The organism is Helicobacter trogontum (assembly GCF_000765905.2).
Lineage (GTDB): Bacteria > Campylobacterota > Campylobacteria > Campylobacterales > Helicobacteraceae > Helicobacter_A > Helicobacter_A trogontum.
Window position 1 is genome coordinate 1 of sequence record NZ_JRPL02000068.1, and the last position, 2,360, is coordinate 2,360.

General features: G+C 32.2%; 1 protein-coding gene. It reads right to left on the reverse strand.

The genetic code is table 11. The features are described from left to right. Positions 1-2,360, reverse strand: a 2,360-nt coding sequence (locus LS81_RS10700) for a putative barnase/colicin E5 family endoribonuclease (RefSeq protein WP_138069949.1), incomplete at both ends; no start/stop codon positions are given.

The window sequence follows — 2,360 nt, forward strand, 5'->3', positions numbered from 1 at the left end:
TTTTTCTAGCAGTTAATCTTTCTTGTATGTCGTGTAATGTTAATTGCTGTGCATTGGTATTGCTTTGCACTTGTGACAAGCCTTGCTCTTTGGCTTGTTTTATTATTTCTTTTGTGGTAGGTAAATCACTAACTCCTATATTTTTTAAATCATTTTCATAGGTTTTTAGGATTTTTTCTAATCTTTGTTTTTCTCGTAGGTTCTCAATATCTACTTCTTTAAGTTTGTTGTATACATTGAGCAATACATTGTGTTCTTTTTTTAATCTTTCATTATTAGCATAGTGATGTATTGCTTCTTGAATTCTTTCTTCAGTATCAAACTTAAGTTTTTGGAATCTTTTCTTGCCTTCAGGCTTTATGTATAAAATATTAAAACTAGTCCCCCATTTATCATGCCTTTCTATAGGTGAAGCATTATGTAGTGTCTCATTAAATTCATCTATAATTTTTTGCTTTTTTTCCGCCATTTCTTTTTGTAATTTTGGATCATCTAAAGCTTTTATTTTCTCTTTATAACGCTTTATACTCTCATTTATCGCTTTTGTGTTATAATCCTCTTTAGAGTTTAAAGGCAGAGTCTCGCCTTTTGTAAAAGCGGTAGAGTGTAGATTCTTATCGCTTTTCTTATTATTCTCAAATGTAGTTAGTATATATGGGTTTGTTGGGTTGTCATGCCATTCATTTTTCATTCCTATCGTGTAATCTTCTGTAATAATTCTAATTTTTCCATTTTTTAAATCAACTATTTCTCCATTATCTATAACGCTTGGTATTTTTTTAATTAACTCTAATGTTTTGTGCTCTGCCTCTGTGTTTGAAAAACCTTTTTCTATAAATTCCGCTTTGCGTTTATCAATTATATGTGCTAGTCCATAGCCTTTATGGTTTGCTTTGTCTGTTACCTCACCCCAAACAAGATCAATATCCCCTAAGTTATCTTTATAAAATGCTCCTGCAACTTGTCCTTTATATACCCCTTGCTCTAGCTCTTCTTTGCTTAATCTTCCTGCTTCTTTTCTAGTCTCATAATCGTTAGATTCTATTAAAAGCTTTTGTATTGCTCCTTTGCCATCTTTGTAAAATTCTGCATAGTTTGTGCCAAACTCTTTGATAGGATTGATACTAAATAGATTTTCAATTTCTTGCTTTTTGTCTTGTATATTCTTTGCAAGTTTTGCTTCCCATAGAGTTTCAAAGACTTCTTCATCACCTTTTTTTAGTTTGGTTTGAAATTTTGCCAATGCCATTTTGAAATTTGCACTCTCAAAACTCCAATCTTTTATCTCTACACCCAAACCTTTGGGATTATGCTTATAATAGGTTTTAAGTAAATTACTTGCTTGTGTGCGTGTTTTTTCAAATGGTTTATCCTTAAAAGTCTCTAAAAATTGTTCTTTATAGGTTTGTTTTAGCTGTGCTTGTGTGTTTTGTTTTAAATTATCCGCTATTTCTTGCTCTCTAAGCTTAGGAAATGGTGCAATAATCTCTTTATATTCTTGTGGCATTTCTTGATTGAAGTAATGTTTTTGTATTGTCACTACTTCTTGTGGTTTATGCACTTCATATAGCCATTGTCTATCGACAATTTGGCGATTAGATTCCATAAGCTTATCAATCTCTGCTATAGCCTTATCTACTTGTATTTGTAATTCTTTTGGAGTTGGAATGCTTGGATTTTGCAATGTAGATGTGTTTTGTATAGGATTTGTATTTTTTATGCTAGAATCCTCTTTAGAGTTTAAAGGCAGAGTCTCGCCTTTTGTAAAAGAGTCAGAGTGGATAATCTTGTCTCTTTCTTTTTGTTGTGTATCCTCATACGCAGTTATTATCCACTTATTTGGTGTAGTCTCACCTTTCCAATTTTGCTTTAATCCTATTTTGAAATAATCATTATAAATAATCGTTGTTCTACCATTGCTATCCTTAACCACTTTTCCTTTCTCTATAATCTCATTAATCCCATTAATTAGCTTAGCTTCTTTTGTATCTCCTGCAAACTCCTTAAAATCATCAATATGTTTTTCTAGTATCTTAGCAAGTCCAAAACCTGTTGCATCTTTACCGCTTCCTTGCACTTCTCCCCAAACAAGATCAATATCACCTAAGTTATCTTTATGGAATGCTCCTGCAACTTGTCCTTTGTATACCCCTTGCTCTAGCTCTTCTTTGCTTAATCTTCCTGCCTCTTTTCTAGTCTCATAATCTTTAGCTTCAGTTAAAAGCTTTTGTATTGCTCTCTTGCCATCTTTGTAAAACTCTGCGTAATTTGTTCCAAATTCTTTTAAAGGATTGATACTAAAGCTAGTTTCGATATAGCTTCTTGTTTGCGAAATAAACTCTAGTAACTGCTTGTGCTGT